Source organism: Floridaenema aerugineum BLCC-F46 (assembly GCF_041929345.1).
GTDB classification, from domain to species: domain Bacteria; phylum Cyanobacteriota; class Cyanobacteriia; order Cyanobacteriales; family Aerosakkonemataceae; genus Floridanema; species Floridanema aerugineum.
Genome location: NZ_JBHFNQ010000200.1, coordinates 21,606 through 41,613 on the forward strand (window position 1 = coordinate 21,606; position 20,008 = coordinate 41,613).

Sequence of the window (20,008 nt, forward strand, 5' to 3'; positions counted from 1 at the left end):
TCTCTGTGCTAACTTATGCAGATGCAGATCGAAAATTTATCTATTTCCTTACCAGTCTCTTTAGTAGACTTTATTGAAAAATACAAAACTTCCCATCAGTATCAATCTTCATCCCAAGTGATTCAGGCGGCATTGGAATTATTACAAAATCAGGAATTAGAAGAAGCTTATCGACAAGCTTCTGAAGAAATTGACTCCGATTGGGATATCACAATAGGGGATGGTTTGACAGATGAAACGTGGTGAAATTTACTATGCTAATCTCAGTCCGACAATTGGTTCTGAAATGGATAAACGTCGTCCTGTGTTGATAGTGAGTAATGATACTAATAACCGCGCCGCTACCACACTAACGATTTTGCCACTGACATCTAATGTTAGTCGTGTTTACCCTTTTGAGGTTTTACTTAATCCAGAGAACAGCGGTTTATCTAAAGCTTCTAAAGTGCAGGCGCAGCAGGTACGCACAATTTCTAAGCAGCGAATCGATGGTGATGTAGTGGGAAGTTTGAGTGAGGAAATAATGCAATTAGTGGATGCTGCAATTAAATTACATTTGGGTTTAAATTGAAAATAATTGAAAAAATGCGATTTTTCTGATTTGATTTCAGTAATTATACTGTAGGTATTTAGTGAAAAAGTTTTTAGATTATTTTTAGAGGGAATTTACGATCGCAAATCCCCAAAACTTCTCGTAAATAAACATGAGAGTAACTTATGCCAGACAAGAAAAATTTTGATAAAAATCTATCAGACTTCTTTAATAGCCTAAATCAGGATATTAATCAAACAATTGATCTGGGAGTTGGTGGGGTAATTAGCGGAACCGAAAGTGCAGTTGAGGAAATAGGAGAAAAAATAGAGGGATTTTTTGGACAGCTAAAAAAACCACCACAACCAAAATATAGTAATAACGAAACTGAACAACAACCTCCGCAGGAACAAGCACAAGCAATTCAAAAATTAGAACTTCAAATTCAGCAAAAAGACCAAGAAATCCAACAATTCAAACATCAGCTTCAAGAAAAAGATCGTAATTTTGAGCAATTAAAGTTACAAGTTCAGCAAGAAACCGACCAAAAACACCAGCAACTAGCACTTCAAATTCAGCAAAAAGATCGAGAAATCCAACAGTTAAAGCGACAGCATCAGTATCGGTTTTTTGGGTTGATATTTTTAGCAACAATGCTCATCGGAACAGTAGGTTATTTAGTTTATCAAAGCGAATTTAAAAGAGCAAGCGATCGACCAAACATAACTAATATTATTACTCCTTCAAATACTGAAGAACAAAACCGAAAGTCTCAAGTAACTAATTCTCAAAAAGAGCAGATAATCTCGAATTGGGAAACTGCTCAAAAAATGGCAATGGAAGCTGTAGTTATCACTCATAATCCGCCGCATACGATCGAAGTTTGGCAGAAATCCCAAGCTAAATGGCAAGAAGCGATTAACTTATTAGAAGCAATTCCCAAAGATGCGCCTATCGCTGCACAAGTTAGAGAAAAATTAGCTGTTTATCGAACTAGCTACAAATCTATCACCAATAGATTGAACACAGAACAGAAAGCAGCAGAAAATTTAGAAACAGCTAAAAAACTGGCAATGGAAGCATCAGTTATGGTACAAAATCCTTCTCAATCAGCGGAAGTTTGGCAGCAAGCAAAAGCGAAATGGCAAGAAGCAATTAGTTTGTTAGAACCTATTCCAAATAATACTTTTGTTTCTGCCCAAGCTAAAGAAAAGCTAACAGTTTATCGAACTAATTATACAGCTGTTAGTCAGAGATAAATTGTGGTGTTATACTTGCTAGGTAAAGGTTGTGCGATCGCAACTTTCTTCCAAGAAACTCATATAGCATTTCTCACACTGGTGAGGTACATTCATCTTTCTCTCTTTTTTTGCAAGAAATAGAATAGTAGGACAGGGTGTACCTCATGAGTCAGAGAAAGGCTATATTAAAATTTACCAAATCACGTTTATGTTAGATAATGCTTGAATTCTTAAATCACAAGTCACTAAAGGTAACTGTAAATATAAAGCAGTAGCAGCAATGATTCGATCGGGCATTTCTGGCACAACTGTTCTATCAATTTGCTGAATAGATGCGGCAAGATTTCGGTCTATTGGAACTAGAAAAATATTGACGCTAGGATTATCAATAGCACTCAAAACCCTAGTTAATACCTCTGCTGCAATCCGTCCTTTCTCGATCAAGTAAGCTATCTCAATAATTGAAATAGCAGAAATATAGATAGGACTATTTGTATTAACAGCTTGTTCAAGGGTTTTCAAAGCTGCGTCAGATAATCGATTGAGATCAAAGATATACCAAATTAAAACATGAGTATCGATGACTACTGCTGTCACTATAATAACTCCTCTCTGGGGAAATTAGCCCACATTTCCTGTCTAGCTTGCTGAATCTCTTCTGCTGTAATATCTACTTTTAAATCAGCACAAAGTCCCCGAATCGTTTTTAAAGGAGGTTGAGAGGAGGTTTTGTGAGATAAAAATTCAGCAAAATCTAACAATTCCTGTTGTTTATCTGCAGGCAATTGCTTTAACTTAGTAAGCAAGCATTGTTCTAAGGTCATGATTATATCTCCTTAGTTGTTAGCGTTTACATTAAGAGAAAAGAAGATAGTCTTCCGTTTTTTTATGATAACTCCAGAAGCAGTTCCCTCTCCCCTTCTCTCACCTCAAGGTGCAAAAGTGATTATTGGTGGTTTGGGAGATTCTATCATCCCGACTCCGATCGCACCAACTCCAAACACTTTATTTGGCCCCAGAGGTATTTGTTTAGTTGATAATGGTTCTTTGTGGGTGGTGGATACGGGACATCATCGTTTGTTAGGATGGCGATCGCATCCTCAATCAGACAATCAACCAGCAGATTGGATCATCGGACAACCTGACTTTTTTAGCGAAGGTAAAAATTCTAACGGTAATCCTACTGCTTCTACCTTAAGTGTTCCGACGGGAATTTGTATTTGTGGTGAAGGTTTAGCTGTTGCTGATGCTTGGAATCATCGAGTTTTGATTTGGAAACAAATCCCAGAAGATAGTAATGTTCCTGCTGATATTGTGTTAGGACAAGCTGATTTTTCGCAAGGGGAACCTAATAGAGGATTTGTGGATACAGAGTGCGATCGCTTGCATTGGTGTTATGGTGTTTTCTATCATCAAGGTAAGTTATTTGTTGCTGATACCGGAAATCGTCGAGTTTTGATTTGGAATCAGCTACCAGAGTCAAACGGACAACCTGCGGATTTAGTTTTGGGACAACCTGATTTTACCTCCCGCAATGAGAATGGCGGAGGAACACCGACAGCGGCGAGTATGCGTTGGTGTCATAGTATTGCGATTTGGCAAGGTAATTTAGTAGTAGCGGATGCGGGAAATAATCGGATAATGTTGTGGGAAGGTATTCCCAAAGAAAATAATACTCCCTGCGTGGCGATTTTGGGACAGTCTAATTTTGAGCAAGTAGAACTGAATCGAGGAGTTTACTTTCCCAGTGCGGTAAGTTTAAATATGCCTTATGGGGTGACAGTAGCGAAAGATTGGTTATTAGTTGCTGATACTGCTAATTCTCGCTTATTAGGTTGGCAGTTTTCGGGAGATTTAAAATCGCTTCCAGGTAAACCTGCGAATGCTTTGATTGGACAATCGGATTTTCAAAGCAAAGGGGAAAATCGAGTTTATGGTTTACCGTTGCGAGATAGCTTTTGTTGGTGTTATGCAGTAGAGGTTTGTGGGGATACAGTTGCGATCGCTGATTCAGGGAACAATCGAGTTATGCTATGGAATTTGAATAATCCTTGATGGATAGTTGCTAAGAAAGTTTGAAATTTTGGTCAATCTGACTTGCGATCGCTTAAATATAAGTATGGTAAAAAAAACGATCGCATTAACAGTAAACCTCTAAGTACATCTGCGTTCATCCGCGTTCATCTGCGTTCTAAAAAAACGATCGCAGCAAACAGTAAAGCTGAATGTACATCTGTGTTCATCCGTGTTCATCTGTGGTAAAAATCAAAAATCTAGTAACCTTTATTTTTAGAGATTTTTTTGAACCGCGTTCGCGTAGCGTGTGCGTAGCACGTAAGACGCGAAGGACACGAAGAAAGAAGAAGAAAGAAAAGATTAAGATTCTAATTTTAACAAAATGATAACCAATATTAACTTAAAAATAGCTGAAGAAATTCGAGTACGTGGTACAGTCCAAGGAGTAGGATTTCGCCCGACAGTTTATCGCCTTGCTAAACTTTGTAATTTGCGAGGTGAAGTTTGTAATGATGGGGAAGGCGTACTTATTAAAGTTGTGGGAACTGCGGAAGCTGTAGAAACTTTTGTCGATCGACTTCAACAAGAATGTCCGCCTTTAGCAAAAATTGAAGCGATCGCACGTTTCCCCCTATCCCAATCACCAAACTATACAGATTTTACCATTACTCAAAGTATTAGTAATAAAGTCAAAACCAGCATTACTCCCGATGCTGCAACTTGTCCTCAATGTAAAGCGGAAATCTTCGATCCTTTTAGTCGTTGGTATCGCTATCCTTTCACTAATTGTACTCATTGCGGCCCTCGGTTAAGCATTGTTCGCGCTATTCCTTACGATCGCCGCAACACCAGCATGGCAAATTTTACTATGTGTGCGGATTGCGCGAAAGAATATGCAGATGTCACAAATCGCCGCTTTCACGCCCAACCTGTCGCCTGTCATTTTTGTGGCCCAAAAGCTTGGTTAGAACGAGCAGATGGTAAACCCATTGTATCAGATATGTTTTCAATGTTGGACGATGTGGATGCAGTTTGTACTCTGTTGCAACGAGGAGAAATTGTTGCTATTAAAGGTATTGGTGGGATTCATCTCGCTTGTGATGCCACGAATGAAACAGCAGTGCAAAAACTGAGAGAACGCAAACATCGCTATCACAAACCCTTTGCTTTGATGGCGAAGAATTTAGAAATTATCGAGAAGTATTGCGTCATCAATGAGTTAGAAAGGGAATTGTTAGAAAGTGCTGCTGCTCCCATTGTACTCTTAAAATTAAAAGAACACAATCCAGAAATTCCCAAACCTATTGCTGCTTCGGTTGCGCCTAATATTAAATCTCTTGGTTTCATGTTGCCTTACACGCCGTTGCATCATCTGATATTGCGGCGCATGGAACGTCCGATCGTACTCACCAGTGGCAACCTTTCCGATGAACCACAATGTATTACTAATGAAGTAGCAAAAGACAAGTTGAGTAAAATCGCTGATTATTTTTTACTCCACAATCGAGATATTGTCAATCGGGTTGATGATTCGGTAGTCAAAGTAGTAGGAAATCGCCTGCAAATCCTCCGTCGTGCGCGTGGTTATGCACCTGCGCCAATCCGCCTGCCATCAGGATTTGAACAAGCTCCTCCTATTTTAGCAATGGGGAGTGAATTGAAAAATACTTTTTGTTTGTTGCGCGAGGGAGAGGCGATTTTATCTCAGCATTTGGGGGATTTAGAAAATGTGGCGGCGCTGACAGCTTATCGGGAAACATTGGAATTGTATTTGCATTTGTTTGAACATAAACCAGAAGCGATCGCACTAGACCTCCATCCCGAATATCTCTCGACCAAAATAGGTAAAGAATTAGGAATTAATCAAGTCTATTCTATTCAACATCATCACGCCCATATTGCAGCTTGTATGGCAGAAAACGGGATAACTTTAGAAACTAAACCGATTTTAGGAATAGCTTTAGATGGTTTAGGTTATGGTGAAGATGGCACGCTTTGGGGGGGTGAGTTTCTCTTAGCAGACTATCGCAGCTATGAAAGATTAGCAACCTTCAAACCAATTGCTATGTTAGGAGGAGAACAGGCGATTTATCAACCTTGGCGGAATACTTACGCTCACCTGATGGCAGGATTTAATTGGGAGGAATTGGAGGTAAAATATAGAGAGTTAGAAATTCTGGAATTTTTAGGGAGACAACCGCGATCGCTCTTAAACCAAATGTTAGTAAAAGGGATTAATTCTCCGTTAGCTTCTTCCGCCGGACGCTTGTTTGATGGGGTAGCTGCTGCTTTGGGAATTTGTTGCGATCGTGCGAGTTATGAAGGACAAGGTGCGATTGAATTAGAAGCTTTAGTTGATGACATTGATGAGGAAACAGGATATCCTTTTGAAATCATATCTGCGCCGATTTACTATTTAGAACCTCGGACAATGTGGCAAGCATTATTAACAGATTTACAACAAGGAGTTTCCCAGAGAGTGATGGCAACTCGATTTCATTTGGGATTGGCAAAAGCGATCGCATCAATGGTAAATCATTTGCGAGAAACTCACTCTTTTACTCAAGTTGCTTTAACAGGAGGTGTCTTTCAAAATCAGGTATTATTAGAACAGGTTAGTAAACAGTTAAATGTGATGGATTTAACTGTTTTAACTCATAGTTTAGTACCTGCAAATGATGGCGGATTGTCTTTGGGACAAGTTGCGATCGCAGCAGCAAAATCAATTCAAAAAGGTAACATAAAATGTGTTTAGGAATCCCCGGTCAAATAGTCGAAATCACAGACGTAAAAAACAAACTCGCCACCGTTGATATTAGTGGCGTAAAACGTCAAGTTAACATTGCTTGCATAGTCGATGATACCCATCCCGTTGAATCTTGTTTAGGAGATTGGGTATTAGTTCACGTTGGTTTTGCCATGCAACGAATCGACCCCAAAGAAGCAGCAGAAACCCTAAAATTACTGGAGGAACTAGCAGAAATTCAAGAATCCCTAACGGTTAGTAATTAACTTTTCACAAATGACAAATGACCAATGACCAATAACAAACCACTATGAAATACATCAACGAATTTCGCGATCCACAAAAAGCGCAAACATTAATAGAACAAATCCGGCAAATAAGCAACCAAATTTCCAGCGAAAAACCGATTAAAATCATGGAAGTTTGCGGCGGACATACCCATGCAATTTTTAAATATGGACTAGAAGATTTGTTACCAAAAACGATCGAACTAGTTCACGGCCCCGGTTGTCCAGTGTGTATAATGCCAAAAGGTAGACTCGATGATGCGATCGCCCTAGCACAACAATCTAACATTATTTTCACAACTTTTGGCGATGCAATGCGAGTTCCCGGATCTAAATATAGCTTGCTGCAAGCTAAAGCGAATGGTGCAGATATTCGCATGGTTTATTCGCCTTTAGATGCGCTACAAATCGCTAAACAAAATCCTGAAAAAGAAGTGGTGTTTTTTGCGATCGGTTTTGAAACAACCGCACCTAGCACTGCTTTAACTGTACTGCAAGGGGAGAGCGATCGCGTAGAAAATTTTAGTTTATTTTGCAATCATGTATTAGTTGTACCAGCATTAGAAGCATTATTAGCTAATCCCGATTTGCAATTACAAGGATTTGTTGGCCCAGGTCATGTTAGCACAGTAATTGGTACAGAACCTTATCAAGTTATTGCCGAAAGATATCATAAACCTGTCGTAGTTTCTGGGTTTGAACCAATAGATATTTTGCAATCAATTTGGATGGTTGTTAAACAATTGGCAGAAAAACGTTGTGAGGTGGAAAATCAATATAGTCGCTTAGTGCAATCTCACGGTAACGCCGTTGCTTTGGATGCGATGCAACGGGTGTTTGCGGTGAGAGAGGCGTTTGAGTGGCGCGGATTGGGTGATATTCCGCTGTCTGGGTTGAAAATGCGTCCAGAATATGCGCGTTTTGATGCAGAGGCGAAATTTACTTTCCCCGGAAGGCAAGTCGCAGATCACAAAGCTTGTCAGTGTGGGGAGATTTTGAAAGGTGTGCTGAAACCTTGGCAGTGTAAGGTTTTTGGCACTGCTTGTGTTCCTGAACATCCCCTTGGTGCTTGTATGGTTTCTTCGGAAGGGGCTTGTGCTGCATACTATAAATATGGGCGTTTGTCAATAGGTAAGCGGGAAGAGGTGAAAGTTAATTAGATTTGGGTTTTTTTTACCACAGATGTCCACAGATAAACACAGATGAACACAGATGTTAACGTAGTCTTTTGGTGGGGAGATTTAGATTTTTTTAGAACGCAGATGAATGCAGATGAACGCAGATGTTAGCTTAGTCTTTTGGTGCTGAAAATGAGTTGTGAAAACTTCTTCTTCTTTCTTCTTCTTTCTTCGTGTCCTTCGTGTCTTACGTGCTACGCACACGCTACGCGAACGTGGTTCAAAAAAAATCTTTCACACAAATCATTTAAACTCACTATATGAATATCTCTCATTTAAAAATGCCTCAACGTAAGAAAAAATTTCAGGAACGCACTATTACTTTAGCTCATGGTAGCGGTGGTAGTGCAATGCGCGATTTGATTGATGATGTTTTTGTGGATAGTTTCGATAATCCCACTCTTTCTTTATTGGAAGATCAAGCGCGAATCGATTTAAGTAGTTTAATGTTGTTAGGCGATCGCCTAGCATTCACCACAGATTCTTACGTCGTTACTCCTCTATTTTTCCCTGGCGGTGATATCGGAACTTTAGCAGTTAATGGTACTGTTAATGACTTATCTGTTAGCGGTGCAAAACCACTTTTTCTCAGTTGTAGCGTGATTCTCGAAGAAGGTTTAGAAATTGACACTCTCCGTCGAGTTGTTGATAGTATGAAAGCTACTTCTTTAGCAGTTGGCGTACAAATCGTCACCGGAGATACGAAAGTCGTTCCTCGCGGTTCTGCTGATAAATTATTTATCAATACTACAGGTATTGGTGTAATTAAAACAGGCATTTCTCCCGCTGCTAAAGAGATTCAACCAGGGGATATTGTATTAGTTAATGGTACTTTGGGAGATCACGGTGCTGCTATTTTAGTAGCAAGGGGAGAATTATCTTTAGATACTGATATTAAAAGCGATTGTCAACCTTTAAATGGGTTAGTTGATGCGATCGTTTCCGTTTGCCCAAAAGTTCGGGCGATGCGCGATGCTACTCGTGGCGGATTAGCAACAGTATTAAATGAATTTGCCCAAAGTGCAAATGTCGGAATTCGTTTACATGAATCAGCTATTCCTGTTAAAAAAGAGGTAGCTGGAATGTGCGAATTGTTGGGTTTCGATCCGCTATATTTGGCAAATGAAGGTAAGTTAGTAGTTGTAGTTCCCCCTGATTCAGCAGATGAGGTTTTGGCGACAATGCGATCGCATCCCACAGGCAAAGATTCTCAGATCATTGGCGAAGTTATTGCCAATCCTGCTGGGTTTTTGTTGCTGAAAACTGAATTTGGTACAGAAAGAATCGTTGATATGTTAGTAGGCGAACAACTGCCAAGGATTTGTTAAATGCACGAATTAGGAATTACTCAAAATATTGTAGCGATCGCCACTGAACACGCCAACGGTTCTAGGGTAAAAAGAGTATCTCTAGAAATCGGCAAACTATCAGCAATCTTACCTGATTCGATCCGCTTTTGTTTCGATGTTTGTTCTCAAGGAACATTACTAGAAGGGGCAAAATTAGAAATTATTGAAATTCCTGGTTTAGCCCGTTGTCGTCAATGCCAAACAGAGGTTTCTTTAGAAATGCCATTCGGTATTTGTCACGCTTGCGGTAGTAGCGATTTAGAAATTTTTCAAGGCGAAGAACTTAAAATTAAGGAATTAGAGGTAGAAGAATTATGTGTGTAACTTGCGGTTGTTCTGATGATGCCAATGTAACTGTTACCAATCCCCAAACAGGAGAACACACTCATGTTTTAGCCGACGGTACAGTTATTTCCCATTCCCATAATCACGAACATTCTCACGAACATCATCACAACCATTCTGTTGCCAACGAAACTGCTCAATTGCACGCTAAAATGCACGGAACAACAGTTACTTTAGAACAAAACATTTTAGCTAAAAACGATTTGTTAGCTGCCCAAAATCGTGGTTGGTTTAAAGGTCGAAATATCTTAGCACTTAACTTAGTTAGTTCTCCCGGATCGGGAAAAACAACCTTATTAGCAAGAACGATTCAAGATTTAAAAGACAAAGTTGTAATTAATGTAATTGAAGGCGATCAAGCAACTACAAATGATGCCGATCGCATTAAAGCCACAGGTTGCAATGTCGTCCAAATTAACACAGGTACAGGCTGTCACCTAGATGCCCAAATGGTAGAACGAGGATTGCAAGAACTCAACCCTCCCCTTAACTCAATTGTGATGATTGAAAATGTCGGAAATTTAGTTTGTCCGGCTTTATTTGACTTAGGAGAAACTGCCAAAGTAGCAATTTTATCAGTGACAGAAGGAGAAGATAAACCAATTAAATATCCCTATATGTTTCGTGCTAGTCAGGTAATGATAATCAACAAAATTGACTTATTACCTTATGTGCAGTTTAATGTCGATCGCTGCATCGAATACGCCCATCAAGTCAATCCTCACCTCAAAATATTTCAAGTATCTGCCACCACCGGAACAGGCTTAGAAACTTGGTATCAATGGTTAGGTGTTTAACAAGTATTCGTAGGGTGCGTTAGTGTTAACGTAACGCACCATTCTTTATGCTCTCAAAAGAGGCTTTGCCTCTATTTTTCGTTCCCAGGTTGAACCTGGGAACGAGATCAACTTGTAGAGACGTTATATATAACGTCTCTACATTATGTGTAATCAACCAGACATGATATTACCTTCTGCCTTCTTTTAAGACTCAGGTTTTTGTTCTGGCATCATGCACTTATCAGAATCACAACCTGCTGGCCCTGCTTCTGTCATTTCACCCAAATCATATTGCCGCAAAGCAGTATAGAAATTATCAGTTTTCCGCCGCAATTTCACCTCTTTCATTAATTGCTCATACTTCTCTTTAGAAATCGGTTCAAAGGGCAACCGAGGGAAAGTTTGTAAGTCATCAAATCTGGCTAAAAGTGCCGCCGAAATGTACCCTTCATCATCACGAATCGCTTCGTAAATTCGATTACCCAAAGCCTCAATTTCATTTTCTCGCAACTCAATAGTCGCGCTTGTATTGTGCCGCACATAATGTTTTTGGACTTGCATATAAAAGTCCATTTGTGCCAAGGCTGAGAACTTACTAATTTCTATTTCATCAGCACCCGGTAAATCAGCCCAAAGTACAGAAACCGGAATTTCTACTAACCATTCGGAACACCGAGGATCGAAGGGATCGTTTAACAAATTACCATTTTCATCTTTGTCCGATTGAGCAGGAATAACATTGTAACCGTAGTCAATACAAGCAAGGGCTACAGGGTCGTTTTTCCTAAAGGTAATCCGTCGAATAAATCGCTGTGCTTTTGGGGGATGCCATCCGGGAGATGCGCCAGTTAGTAATGATTTGGTTCCCGAAGGTTGAATGGTAGTACAACGATTTGGGCGTTTGATATTGTGACGATCGCAATAATCCCAAACCACCCGATGCACAGTTTCTCGCCAACGATTTAAGTGTTCTGCTTCCTGTTCTTTAAACTTCAATCCTTGCTCAGTTTCCGGTCTTCCTTCCGTCCACCAATGTAACCAATCAACACCAAAAGCATTCACAAAAAAGTCAAACAAACCTGTAAAAGAAACCCCTACAATTGGGTCTAATTCCCGACTGTATCGATAACGAGGTTCAACAAATTTGTGATTCAAAAGTGTTGCAACAGATAAAGCACCTGCGGTGAAAGCATCCTCCTGTTCTTGGTAGTTTTTCGGGTCAATTTGATTTAGGTGGATCTCCGAAAGGTTGCAATGAAAATTCGCACCGATAATTTCCAAAGGTTTGTTAACCTAAAGGCTTTTTATCCTCTAGTTCTACCACTTCCTAATTTGTGGTAGCTCCGCGTACATTTTGTACGTATGACCTTAAATGATAGAGAAATTCCTTTCTACTGCATGGTATACCAACAACAATCTGGCATATAGTTCTGATATCCAGAATATTGTACTCCTTTTTAATTGAATCCAATAAAGGCTGAAAAATGTCTTTCAGTTGATTCAACTTTGCAGAAAAAAGTTGCTCAGAGTTTGTTAACGCAAAAGCATAAGTTAATGACCGAATTCCTGAATCAGTCATGGAAGTTTTACCGTGTTGTGCCTGAATTGAGCAGTGTTTTGAGCAAAACCTACGTTTAGATGCTTTATGCTGTACTACCTCAAAAGATCGCTGACATATCTCACATATAAGGCTGATCCTGGGAACTAGTGTTCCTGTCTTCTTACCTATGCGTGATTGATGATATGCCTTGCGTTTTGGACTATTGAGAAACTTTTCTCTAAATGCAGGATCTTCAAATCTCGCTTTTGCCTTAGCCCTAATTTTAGCTTTGGTACTTTCAGATTGAGTTACCCCATACATGGGATTTCTCTTGCCGAAATTATCCATCCCTCGGACTTTAGTGCGAGCTTTCCATTCCTGCTTCAGGTGTTCAAAAACAAAAGGAGTAGGCTTAATGAGCCGTCTGAGATCTTTCTCTTGAAGAATAGATACTTTAACATTGTACTCTGACTCAAAACGCTGAATTTTTGCCAAGTCATACTGAAAATTGAAAACGCCCTTGATCTCAACATATTCGCCAGTCTCAAGTAAGAAGTCGGGTTTATACCTGACTCCATTTGAAAGCGTATAAGTTTTATGTTCGTATGTCCAGGCAATATTCATGTAGTCCAAGTACCTTGCATAGATATATTCGAGACTAGACCTTAAACAATGCTCACCATAAAAACCTGAGTAGCCATAGAAAGTACTGGTCACACGCACCCCCGCACTCTTGGAGAGATTATATTCTAGAAATCATTTTTCATTGTAATCTAGGTTCACTCTCTACGCTGTACGGTGTCAAAGGCTTTTTAATTCCTTCGATTACCTCGGTATTAACATCACAGTTTCTACCGATTTTACGGGGTTTTTAACGTGAGGCAAAATTACCATCTACCACACGGATTAAGGCCATAGCGACCTAAACGATGTTCTAAGTCACTTTCAGGAATTTGGGGGAATTTTTCTTGCAACCATTCTTTTCCATTTCCTTGAGAATATGCTTGCAGAAACTCAGTTCTTAATTCCGAACTAGTCAAAAGATCGCAATTTGACCTAGCTAATGCTTCTCCAGCCCACTGAATCGCACCTTCACCAGAATAATACTGTTTTCTCACAGCTTCAATTGATTCTTGTAATGTTGGTTTGGAATGGAATACTCTCGTATGATTTGCCATTCGCAAAGCATCTCTTTCTGGATCGATTCTCCAGTTTCCATTTTCATCTTGTTGCCAAAGATTTGATTTGGCATTAGCAAATAATTCGTCATTACTAATTCCTTGGCGCATCCCGGCTGAATTTGAAACTAGGATACCCTGACATACAAATTCATGGATTGTGGCAACCTCAATATCATAAGTTTGAGTTGTCTTCACATCGAATTCTACCGAATTAACCTTAATAGGAATTAACTCAGTTGCATCAGGTAACAGCCTTTTTAAAGTTGGTGTAATTACTTGCTGCTGATTCGCTCCGTAATGGTATTGGTAAGTATTAACCAAAGGTCTGACCATTTCCACAGGAAACCCATGATCTTTAAATGATTTAGGACGTTGCCTTTGTCGCAGAGTAAACTGTGTTGAATAGGTAGACATTAACTTTTGGACAGCCTCAAAAGCAGACTCACCAACGGTTACTAACTCACCTTCCCATTTATCTGCGCTCTTAAGAATTGAGGAACATAATCTGGTAGTAATTCCTAATGAAGCATAGAGAGCTTGAACTTGACGCAGAAAATCCTGATAGCTGGAAGCAACTAAAACACCTTGAGAATGACATCCGTCAGCATCAGCTAATCCAGATAAATAAGCGGCGCGAATTTCTTGAGTTCCAAGTAAGATACAATCGGGAACTGAAATTGAGGTAAATGGCTTTTTAAATTGAGCAAGATACTGATTGAGTGCGCTGCTGTTTAACTGTAGTTCAAAGGCTTTTGTTTGGCACTGTTCGGGTGTTCTTAAGGTGTATGTTTCTAGTCCAAATTCTTGCGCTACTGCAATCAATCGCTCAATAATTTCTGGGTGATTTTCTGCGATCCGAAATCTGACTCGCCAACCGTCTGTAGCAACAGATCCATCGCCGTGTAAATAGCCTAAGAAATAAGCGACTTCTGAAGTTAAAGCGGGAACGGAAATTGGTTTAGCTTGGGATGAAAGTTTCTGCTTAAATTCTGGTAATTCGGTTGGGGTTCCCGGAATAGATTGAGGTACGAAAATTAAGCGATCGCCTTCTCTCAAATCTTTCGCTTTCACCATTTTATAGTTACCGTAAACATCAGTTAAAACAGCAACTTTATGGTCAGATGTACATTCAAAAAATCCATCTTCTGTTTGAATCCGGCATAATGACTGCACGCCTTGATCAAAAAAGTTGGTGACAGGGTAAAAACCTTTGCTGGTTAATACACGATCGCCAATTCTAATTTTCTCGATCGGCACTAGCCCTGATATTGTATGCACTAAAGCTCCCGCAGGCAAACAGCGGCGAACATTGCCAGCGACCACGACTACCGCAGCTTCATCAATTAATAAACAGCATTCAACTGAATTTAATTGTCGCCCTAATGCTTTATTTAAAATTGCCGCACAACGCAAATAAAGATCGGGTAATTTAATGGGATTGGCAACTCCGCCAAATCCTTTTAATCTTTCTCCAGCAGGACGAACATTACTCAAATCTACTATTACTTTAACTTCTCCAGTAAAGCGTTCATCTGTAGATAATTCCAGTAAAGTTTGATAGGATTTTACCCAACCTCTGCGGCTGTCACCTACATAAATTGTGACTTCATTGCCAACAATTGTAACTTCGGTTTCTTCGCGTCGTTGATTGACTGGAATTGTGCCAATTTCACCTTGCAAAGTAACTTTTAAATAGTTGCGAATTGCTGGTAATTGATTGATATACTTAGGTTCTAGGACTGCTCCCGTGCCACAGCCCATCATTGCTAAGTCCATCAGCAGTCCAAAGGCTCGCCAGTCACAGATGTTGGTGCTGCTGCAATTGTATCCACCGGAAAAGTTTTCTGGTTGTTCGATCCATTCGACTCCGCCTACCCACAACCAACGCCCGGAGGAAAGGGCTTTGATTTGCCGTTGCATCCGGTCTAGGATGGTAGCTTCTGCGGGGGTGAGTTTGCCCAGTTTGGTTAGTCCTTGGAGGGTGCGATCGCACACCTCATCCCAAGTTTCCCGCCCTTTCTCCGTGCGGCGACTGTACGTTCTGTAAAATACTGGATTGGCAGCTGGGGCAGTTTCAGGAAACTGACTAGTCTGCTGCAATTTTTCAAGCTCTCGAACCATATTATTTTTGTCATAGATCAACAGACTCACTATTATATCTGGAGTAGAAAGCTTTACAAATTAGACTTTTTGCGCTAAATATAGGTTCTAAATATCTTTACATCAGCCATTTTATCCGGCTTCAATTCCCAGTCCCCAGTCCCCAGTCCCTAATCCCCAATCCCCGTGTCCCTTGCTCCTTGGCGATCGCATCTCACCCACGCTCTACAACGTAACCGCAGTCTGATTTACTCCCGTTATGTACAACTGGCGACTGTGCGGGAAAATAATCGTCCGGCGAATCGAACTGTGGTTTTTCGGGGGTTTTTAGAGAATACTAATCAATTGAAGTTTGTTACAGATTCCAGAAGTCCGAAAGTTGAGCAAATTGATTACCAACCTTGGGGCGAAATTTGTTGGTATTTTGCTAATACTCGCGAACAATTTCGGATTTCGGGAAAGTTGATTTTAGTTAAAAATAATGAGGTTGATTTACAGTTACAACAAGCGCGAAAAATTGCTTGGCAAGAACTTTCTGATGCAGGGCGATCGCAATTTACTTGGCCGGAAACTGGTAAATTGAGAGCAGAAGCAGCAGCTTTTCAAGCACCACAACCAAATCCAAATGAGCCTTTAGATAATTTTTGTTTGTTGTTATTAGAACCTGATTTTGTGGATCATTTGGAGTTGCGGGGAGAGCCACAAAATCGATCGCTCTACAAAATAGATAGCGAAGGAAATTGGTTGATTGAGAAAGTTAATCCTTGAGCAAGGAGTTCTCGGAGCAGGGGAGCAGAGGGGAGAAGAATGGAAAACAAAACTTAAAACTTTTTCTGAAATCTTGCACCAAGAGGCGGAGCCTCTGTTTCTCGTTCCCAGGTTGAACCTGGGAACGAGGTGAAGGAGGTTCTACCTCCTTTGCTGCATTTTTTCTTAACTCAAAACTCTGTACGGGCGGGTTTAGCAAACAAACTCAAAACTCAAAACTCAAAACTCAAAACTCAAAACTCAAAACTCAAAACTTAATTAAATTCCTGCGCCGTCTAAGAAATCTTGAATTTTTTGATCGCTGATGCGACAGACTAATTTGCGATCGCTTCCCTCGCTGTATGTCAGTTGCTCGCCGCAATCATCTACACTAATTCTGACTCCAACTGGGATGGCAATTGGTTTTTGAGATTGTTGATTATTTTGTAGTTCTTCAAATTTTTGTTCTAAAAACTCGATGCGATCGACTAAAGCACGAATCACTTCTGCTTCCGAGTCGGGTAAACTTCCGTGTTCCAAAGGATTGACGCGCACACCAGAACGATAAACGATTCTACCGGGAATCCCAACGACTGTACAATCAGAAGGGACATCGCGCAACACTACCGATCCTGCGCCAATGCGAACATTGTTGCCTATGTGGATATTGCCCAAAACTTTGGCACCTGCTCCGACAACAACATTTTCTCCTAAAGTTGGGTGACGCTTACCGCTTTCTTTACCTGTACCACCAAGAGTAACGCCTTGGTAAATTAGGGCATAATCTCCGATAATTGCAGTTTCTCCAATGACCACACCCATGCCGTGATCGATAAAGACACCATGACCAATTTGTGCGCCTGGGTGAATTTCAATCCCTGTGAGAAAACGAGCAATGTGAGAAATTAAGCGAGGGATTACAGGAAGACCCAGCACATAAAGCCAATGAGCGAAGCGGTGCAAGAACAGGGCTTGCAAACCAGGATAGCAGAATAAGACTTCCAGCCAGTTACGAGCGGCAGGATCGCGATCGAAGATAATGCGGAAGTCAGCTACTAAGGCATTTAGCACGAGTAGATACCAACATTTGGCAATAATTAGGCACTATCGATCTTAGCGCCATCTGTCACACTTTTGAGTGTGGATATCACTCCCTAACAAGTAAAGTATAGTTACCTCTTACGCCTTCGTCTTTGGAGCCTACCCAAATTTCGTATTCGCCAGCTTTCCAATTTTTATCTTCGATACTGCCGATACCGCAACGAATGACACCATTTGGCCCTTTAACAACCAATGTTGTAGAGGTACGACCGCTTCTGAGTTCTAACTTGAGGTGGGGGAAGTCTTTTTGCAAAGTCATTACGTGGTCGGGTGTGACGCTGGTGCTGTATCCGACGCAGAAGTTGTTGTCGCGATCGCGGTTGGCAATAGAAAATAAGGAGAAGGAACCTGCGGTGGAACCTGTAGCGATCGCACTTGAAGGTTCAAATCCTGGTGCTACATTAATAGCACCATAATTAGCTGTTTGGGCGACTACAGAGGAAGCGCAAAGCAATGTTACCCAAGCGAGAAATCTGGTGTGTTTGAAGTGCTTAATTGGTTGTTTGGACATAGTAGCACCCCCTGTTTTGTTGTCAGTAGAAGTTATTTTCATCTCTAAGCTATTTCAGGGAGCGATCGCTACTGACCAATGGCATGACAGTTTAATTTCTGCACACTTTTTCTTGGCAGGAGAGAGAATTATTCAGAAGTTTGGGTAACAAAAAACCCGGTTTTTTAGATATAAACCGGGTAATTAAAGATATTTATGCAGTTTATTTATGATTGGGGGAGTTTGTATTGGTTAACAATCTTTTGGGCGTATTCTGGCACATGATCGGCTAATTTTTCTGGATAATTCCGCTTGACATACAAATAGTTACGAGTGAAGTGTGAATCAATGGAAAATCGGGCATATTCCAAACCTTTGGGGCCAATTTTCTCAATTACTACGCCCATTAATTTTGCTGCCCACATGGGGAGAGTTACACCTTTGTCGTAAGCAGGAATGCTTTGCTGGACTGCGTTGCGTCTGTCGCCAGAAGCATTTACAGGTTGAGTTTCTATCTGGTCTTTAACCAAATCTAGCATTTCTTTACCTGTATCATTTCTAACTACAATCCATTGCCAACCGAAAGGTGCGCCCATGTATCCGACGACTAAATCTGCCAAACTATTGACATAATCAAAACAGGCCATGCAGGAAGGGGCAAAAACGTCTTTCAGTTCTTTGGTATTTAAACCGAAGAATGGGACTGTTTCGATCGATCCATCTTCATGTTTAAAATGTACCCGAAAGTCCTGCATAAATTCGTAATACACCACTGTTTCAGGTGATTTGCTAGTAGTGTCGAGGAACTTTTGCAATCCCGCACGAGTGACATTATCGACACAGGGAGTACCTAAAACGTAGAGCTTTTCTAAACCTAGTTGTTTTTCGACGGCGCGTAAAGCTTGAATTTGGCAACCAACACCAATTACTAATAGCCGTTTCATGCCAGATTGTTCTATTTGTTCTAGCACAGAAAGGTTGGGTGAAAGTGTGGGTTTGTTGACTTTAGCGGCGAGAATTTCTTCTGGTGTTCGGGCGATAATGGGCATTGGTTGAAAGCGGTCTTCTTTGGTATTTTGGACACAGACAACGCCTTCGACCATGCCACGATTGAGCATTTCAATTGCGATCGTACTTACAATTCCCGTCCATTGTGCGCCTGGGATTGGCTGTTTTTTGCGTGCTGCCATCATATCTTGGTGAACGCCAAAATACCAATCATCCTGGTTTTCTAGGTTGCGACTGCGCCCATGTGTTTCTGCTTCTAACTCGGCTATTTGCTGATTAATAAAAGCGCAAGCTTCCTTGACATAATGAATGTAATATGTATCGCAAAGTCCGCATTCGCTACAAAGATCTTTAGCGGGGCGGCGACTGGTTGGTTTGAGGGCTTTGGCTTTTTTGTGTTTGGGGGAGTCTATTGCAGTCATCTAAATTTATTCTGTTATGCAAAAGATAGCTTTTATTAGAATACTTTATTCTCATTGAATGAGATTGTCGATTAATCGCTTAAACAAAGACACTGATCTTTTTTTTGAACCGCAAAGGACGCAAAGGACGCGAAGAAATAAAAGATATGCAATTAGACAGTAAAACTCAACTGAGAGTCAGGCAAGAAAGCCAAAACAATATTGTCTTTGGAAATTCCTTGAGCAATTAAATCATGAGTTATGCCATGCTCCATACCATCGTATTCGATATAAATTTTTCCATCTTGTAAGGTAATATAGATTAGATTACCTCTGACTCGTTTGCCGCTATCCCAACCTACTTGCATTAGAGCATAGCGATCGCGCATTTCATCAAAAACAGGATCTAATCTAATGTTGCCATGAGAAGGACGCAGTTTAGCGTATTTGAGAATCACTTGTTTTACTATTTCTCGATAACTTGCGGTGGTATCCATTGTTTTACCTCTATTTTGCGTGAGTCTATAATTAGCATTTTTAAAGGAATTTCAGTGACAACAAGTTCGCCAATAGGTTCGCTAAAGATATTGCTATAGGTTATGTCTGTTACAGCCAGATAGAGTTCGCGTAATGGATCAATTTTATCAAGTAATAATCGATAAAGAATATATTGTCCAATTGCTTGCTCTAGATCTGCGATCGCAGACTGACCTCGAAAATCTTTAATTTCTATGGCAATTCTGCTATTTTCCCTTTTAGCACCAATAAATTGTCCTGGTATGCGATCGTTACTGGTTAATTCAGTAGCGGCTAAATCTACAAATAAAAATCGTTCACCGTAAGAGATAACATAGGGGTCATCCGTAATTTCCCAGCCATCTTTAATCAGTGCTTGTTTAACAATTTGGTGGATACTATCTCTTGGCGGCATTTCTTATTAGCAAGTTAAAATAGCTTTTATTACGAT

At 40.4% G+C, this 20,008-nt stretch carries 20 protein-coding genes and 1 pseudogene; 11 read left to right on the forward strand and 10 right to left on the reverse strand.

Going from position 1 to position 20,008, the window contains the following annotated elements:
- Positions 1 to 21 precede the first annotated feature (21 nt).
- The 3 genes from ACE1CC_RS25690 to ACE1CC_RS25700 all read left to right on the forward strand — a co-directional run bounded on the left by ACE1CC_RS25690 (position 22) and on the right by ACE1CC_RS25700 (position 1,791).
- Positions 22 to 246 carry a ribbon-helix-helix domain-containing protein gene (locus ACE1CC_RS25690; RefSeq protein WP_459563921.1) on the forward strand — a complete coding sequence of 75 codons (225 nt, stop codon included), beginning with the start codon at positions 22 to 24 and terminating at the stop codon, positions 244 to 246.
- Positions 233 to 571: a type II toxin-antitoxin system PemK/MazF family toxin gene (locus ACE1CC_RS25695; RefSeq protein WP_413273277.1), complete on the forward strand. Its 339-nt coding sequence runs from the start codon at positions 233 to 235 to the stop codon at positions 569 to 571. Before ACE1CC_RS25690 ends, ACE1CC_RS25695 begins: the two co-directional genes overlap by 14 nt.
- A gap of 146 nt (positions 572 to 717) precedes the next feature.
- Positions 718 to 1,791, forward strand: coding sequence for a hypothetical protein (locus ACE1CC_RS25700; RefSeq protein WP_413273278.1), 1,074 nt, complete (start codon positions 718 to 720; stop codon positions 1,789 to 1,791).
- Between the two features lie 174 nt (positions 1,792 to 1,965).
- Here the strand turns inward: ACE1CC_RS25700 and ACE1CC_RS25705 are convergent, their stop codons facing one another.
- Both ACE1CC_RS25705 and ACE1CC_RS25710 read right to left on the reverse strand, forming a co-directional pair.
- Positions 1,966 to 2,370: a type II toxin-antitoxin system VapC family toxin gene (locus ACE1CC_RS25705; RefSeq protein ID WP_413273279.1), complete on the reverse strand. Its 405-nt coding sequence runs from the start codon at positions 2,368 to 2,370 to the stop codon at positions 1,966 to 1,968.
- Positions 2,370 to 2,597, reverse strand: coding sequence for a DUF2281 domain-containing protein (locus ACE1CC_RS25710; protein WP_413273280.1), 228 nt, complete (start codon positions 2,595 to 2,597; stop codon positions 2,370 to 2,372). The genes ACE1CC_RS25705 and ACE1CC_RS25710 overlap by 1 nt, the downstream gene beginning before the upstream one ends.
- 64 nt (positions 2,598 to 2,661) lie before the next feature.
- Between ACE1CC_RS25710 and ACE1CC_RS25715 the strand changes: the two genes are divergently transcribed.
- The 7 genes from ACE1CC_RS25715 (at position 2,662) to hypB (ending at position 10,491) form a co-directional block, all read left to right on the forward strand.
- Positions 2,662 to 3,828 (forward strand): NHL repeat-containing protein, encoded by a 1,167-nt coding sequence (locus ACE1CC_RS25715; protein ID WP_413273281.1) that lies wholly within the window; start codon positions 2,662 to 2,664, stop codon positions 3,826 to 3,828.
- 343 nt (positions 3,829 to 4,171) lie between these two features.
- Positions 4,172 to 6,544, forward strand: coding sequence for a carbamoyltransferase HypF (gene hypF, locus ACE1CC_RS25720; protein WP_413273282.1), 2,373 nt, complete (start codon positions 4,172 to 4,174; stop codon positions 6,542 to 6,544).
- On the forward strand, positions 6,535 to 6,801 hold the full coding sequence (locus ACE1CC_RS25725; RefSeq protein WP_193982915.1) for a HypC/HybG/HupF family hydrogenase formation chaperone: 267 nt from the start codon (positions 6,535 to 6,537) through the stop codon (positions 6,799 to 6,801). The genes hypF and ACE1CC_RS25725 overlap by 10 nt, the downstream gene beginning before the upstream one ends.
- Before the next feature lie 44 nt (positions 6,802 to 6,845).
- On the forward strand, positions 6,846 to 7,982 hold the full coding sequence (hypD, locus tag ACE1CC_RS25730; protein WP_413273283.1) for a hydrogenase formation protein HypD: 1,137 nt from the start codon (positions 6,846 to 6,848) through the stop codon (positions 7,980 to 7,982).
- Positions 7,983 to 8,260: 278 nt separating this feature from the next.
- Positions 8,261 to 9,328: a hydrogenase expression/formation protein HypE gene (gene hypE / locus ACE1CC_RS25735; RefSeq protein WP_413273284.1), complete on the forward strand. Its 1,068-nt coding sequence runs from the start codon at positions 8,261 to 8,263 to the stop codon at positions 9,326 to 9,328.
- On the forward strand, positions 9,329 to 9,673 hold the full coding sequence (gene hypA / locus ACE1CC_RS25740) for a hydrogenase maturation nickel metallochaperone HypA (protein WP_413273285.1): 345 nt from the start codon (positions 9,329 to 9,331) through the stop codon (positions 9,671 to 9,673).
- Positions 9,664 to 10,491, forward strand: a complete 828-nt coding sequence (hypB, locus tag ACE1CC_RS25745; protein ID WP_413273286.1) for a hydrogenase nickel incorporation protein HypB — start codon at positions 9,664 to 9,666, stop codon at positions 10,489 to 10,491. The genes hypA and hypB overlap by 10 nt, the downstream gene beginning before the upstream one ends.
- Before the next feature lie 186 nt (positions 10,492 to 10,677).
- On the opposite strand, the pseudogene nrdJ reads toward hypB, so the two are convergent.
- The 3 genes and pseudogenes from nrdJ to ACE1CC_RS25760 form a co-directional block, all read right to left on the reverse strand.
- Positions 10,678 to 11,751, reverse strand: a pseudogene (nrdJ, locus tag ACE1CC_RS25750) (ribonucleoside-triphosphate reductase, adenosylcobalamin-dependent); the annotation flags it as partial.
- A gap of 49 nt (positions 11,752 to 11,800) precedes the next feature.
- Positions 11,801 to 12,637, reverse strand: a complete 837-nt coding sequence (locus ACE1CC_RS25755) for an NUMOD3 domain-containing DNA-binding protein (RefSeq protein WP_413273288.1) — start codon at positions 12,635 to 12,637, stop codon at positions 11,801 to 11,803.
- Between the two features lie 263 nt (positions 12,638 to 12,900).
- A complete protein-coding gene (locus ACE1CC_RS25760) occupies positions 12,901 to 15,315 on the reverse strand; it encodes an LAGLIDADG family homing endonuclease (RefSeq protein WP_413273289.1) in 2,415 nt (804 codons plus the stop codon).
- A 165-nt stretch (positions 15,316 to 15,480) separates the two neighbouring features.
- Here ACE1CC_RS25760 and ACE1CC_RS25765 point away from each other — a divergent pair, with 165 nt between their 5' ends.
- Positions 15,481 to 16,062 carry an Npun_F5749 family FMN-dependent PPOX-type flavoprotein gene (locus ACE1CC_RS25765; RefSeq protein ID WP_413273290.1) on the forward strand — a complete coding sequence of 194 codons (582 nt, stop codon included), beginning with the start codon at positions 15,481 to 15,483 and terminating at the stop codon, positions 16,060 to 16,062.
- Between the two features lie 258 nt (positions 16,063 to 16,320).
- Here the strand turns inward: ACE1CC_RS25765 and cysE are convergent, their stop codons facing one another.
- The 5 genes from cysE to ACE1CC_RS25790 all read right to left on the reverse strand — a co-directional run bounded on the left by cysE (position 16,321) and on the right by ACE1CC_RS25790 (position 19,972).
- On the reverse strand, positions 16,321 to 17,112 hold the full coding sequence (gene cysE, locus ACE1CC_RS25770) for a serine O-acetyltransferase (RefSeq protein WP_413273291.1): 792 nt from the start codon (positions 17,110 to 17,112) through the stop codon (positions 16,321 to 16,323).
- A 76-nt stretch (positions 17,113 to 17,188) separates the two neighbouring features.
- Positions 17,189 to 17,653: a hypothetical protein gene (locus ACE1CC_RS25775; RefSeq protein WP_413273292.1), complete on the reverse strand. Its 465-nt coding sequence runs from the start codon at positions 17,651 to 17,653 to the stop codon at positions 17,189 to 17,191.
- A 206-nt stretch (positions 17,654 to 17,859) separates the two neighbouring features.
- Positions 17,860 to 19,062: a Coenzyme F420 hydrogenase/dehydrogenase, beta subunit C-terminal domain gene (locus tag ACE1CC_RS25780; protein WP_413273293.1), complete on the reverse strand. Its 1,203-nt coding sequence runs from the start codon at positions 19,060 to 19,062 to the stop codon at positions 17,860 to 17,862.
- 152 nt (positions 19,063 to 19,214) lie between these two features.
- Positions 19,215 to 19,538, reverse strand: coding sequence for a XisI protein (locus ACE1CC_RS25785; protein WP_413258465.1), 324 nt, complete (start codon positions 19,536 to 19,538; stop codon positions 19,215 to 19,217).
- Complete coding sequence (locus ACE1CC_RS25790) at positions 19,508 to 19,972, reverse strand: XisH family protein (protein ID WP_413273294.1); 465 nt, start codon at positions 19,970 to 19,972, stop codon at positions 19,508 to 19,510. The genes ACE1CC_RS25785 and ACE1CC_RS25790 overlap by 31 nt, the downstream gene beginning before the upstream one ends.
- Positions 19,973 to 20,008 lie beyond the last annotated feature (36 nt).

What these genes read in the sequence shown, in the direction of transcription:
- ACE1CC_RS25790 (WP_413273294.1), bottom strand. Translation starts at nt 19,972, where the DNA reads ATGCCGCCAAGAGATAGTATCCACCAAATTGTTAAACAAGCACTGATT.
- ACE1CC_RS25715 (WP_413273281.1), top strand. Translation starts at nt 2,662, where the DNA reads ATGATAACTCCAGAAGCAGTTCCCTCTCCCCTTCTCTCACCTCAAGGT.
- hypA (WP_413273285.1), top strand. Translation starts at nt 9,329, where the DNA reads ATGCACGAATTAGGAATTACTCAAAATATTGTAGCGATCGCCACTGAA.
- ACE1CC_RS25710 (WP_413273280.1), bottom strand. Translation starts at nt 2,597, where the DNA reads ATGACCTTAGAACAATGCTTGCTTACTAAGTTAAAGCAATTGCCTGCA.
- ACE1CC_RS25695 (WP_413273277.1), top strand. Translation starts at nt 233, where the DNA reads ATGAAACGTGGTGAAATTTACTATGCTAATCTCAGTCCGACAATTGGT.
- hypF (WP_413273282.1), top strand. Translation starts at nt 4,172, where the DNA reads ATGATAACCAATATTAACTTAAAAATAGCTGAAGAAATTCGAGTACGT.
- hypB (WP_413273286.1), top strand. Translation starts at nt 9,664, where the DNA reads ATGTGTGTAACTTGCGGTTGTTCTGATGATGCCAATGTAACTGTTACC.
- hypE (WP_413273284.1), top strand. Translation starts at nt 8,261, where the DNA reads ATGAATATCTCTCATTTAAAAATGCCTCAACGTAAGAAAAAATTTCAG.
- ACE1CC_RS25780 (WP_413273293.1), bottom strand. Translation starts at nt 19,062, where the DNA reads ATGACTGCAATAGACTCCCCCAAACACAAAAAAGCCAAAGCCCTCAAA.
- ACE1CC_RS25690 (WP_459563921.1), top strand. Translation starts at nt 22, where the DNA reads ATGCAGATCGAAAATTTATCTATTTCCTTACCAGTCTCTTTAGTAGAC.
- ACE1CC_RS25760 (WP_413273289.1), bottom strand. Translation starts at nt 15,315, where the DNA reads ATGGTTCGAGAGCTTGAAAAATTGCAGCAGACTAGTCAGTTTCCTGAA.
- ACE1CC_RS25725 (WP_193982915.1), top strand. Translation starts at nt 6,535, where the DNA reads ATGTGTTTAGGAATCCCCGGTCAAATAGTCGAAATCACAGACGTAAAA.
- ACE1CC_RS25785 (WP_413258465.1), bottom strand. Translation starts at nt 19,538, where the DNA reads ATGGATACCACCGCAAGTTATCGAGAAATAGTAAAACAAGTGATTCTC.
- hypD (WP_413273283.1), top strand. Translation starts at nt 6,846, where the DNA reads ATGAAATACATCAACGAATTTCGCGATCCACAAAAAGCGCAAACATTA.
- ACE1CC_RS25755 (WP_413273288.1), bottom strand. Translation starts at nt 12,637, where the DNA reads ATGAATATTGCCTGGACATACGAACATAAAACTTATACGCTTTCAAAT.
- ACE1CC_RS25775 (WP_413273292.1), bottom strand. Translation starts at nt 17,653, where the DNA reads ATGTCCAAACAACCAATTAAGCACTTCAAACACACCAGATTTCTCGCT.
- ACE1CC_RS25700 (WP_413273278.1), top strand. Translation starts at nt 718, where the DNA reads ATGCCAGACAAGAAAAATTTTGATAAAAATCTATCAGACTTCTTTAAT.